1 protein-coding gene is annotated in these 831 nt (G+C 44.0%); it reads left to right on the forward strand.

Going from position 1 to position 831, the window contains the following annotated elements; genetic code table 11:
• The coding region (locus R7P35_RS25635; RefSeq protein ID WP_318093240.1) for a tetratricopeptide repeat protein at positions 1 to 711 on the forward strand (711 nt) is incomplete at its 5' end.
• Positions 712 to 831 lie beyond the last annotated feature (120 nt).

The raw sequence follows: 831 nt of genomic DNA on the forward strand, positions 1-831 counted from the left end.
GAATGGGAAAAAGCGATTCATTACGCCAATCAGCTAGCTAAAATGGGTAATCAGCGTAGTCGTATGCGTACAAATATTGCGCATTTTTGGTGTGAAATTGCCATGCTAGACCAAGCTGATGGCAATACGAATAAAGCTATCCAGCATTTCAAAAAAGCACTTTCCGAAGATCCAAAATGTGTTCGAGCAAGTATTTCGCTCGGCCGGATTTACTTGGAGTCAGAAGACTACAAACAAACCATTAAGTATCTAACGGGTGTATTGGAGCAAGACAAAGACTTTGTGAGCGATGTTTTGCCGACAATTGCTGAGTGCTATCACCATCTCGGGCAAGAAGATGAACTGGTCGAGTTTTTACGCGCCTGTATTGATAAAAAGGCAGGGGTGTCAGCGGAGTTGATGCTGGCTCAGTTAGTCGCTCACCATGAAAGCGTCGGCGCTGCCCAAGAATTGCTGACGAAACAGCTACTGAAAAATCCAACCATGAAGGGCTTTTATCGCCTGATTGACTACCACATTGCAGAGGCTGAAGACGGTCGCGCAAAAGACAGTTTATCTACATTACAAGCGATGGTTGGAGAACAATTAAAAGTAAAACCGCACTACCGATGCAGGAAGTGTGGCGTCTCTACTCATTCCCTTTATTGGCATTGCCCTTCCTGTAAAGGGTGGGGGACGATCAAGCCAATCCGCGGATTGGATGGTGAATAGTTTTAATGCAGCTGGCAGAGTTTCTGTCCGCTGCATTTTTTTAACCTTATGTCTAACAAGTAAAAGAACCAAAAATAATTAGGAGATGAAATGATCGACCAAAAAGTTATTGTCGCACTG

It is taken from the genome of Vibrio sp. Vb0304, assembly GCF_033338995.1.
Lineage (GTDB): Bacteria > Pseudomonadota > Gammaproteobacteria > Enterobacterales > Vibrionaceae > Vibrio > Vibrio alginolyticus.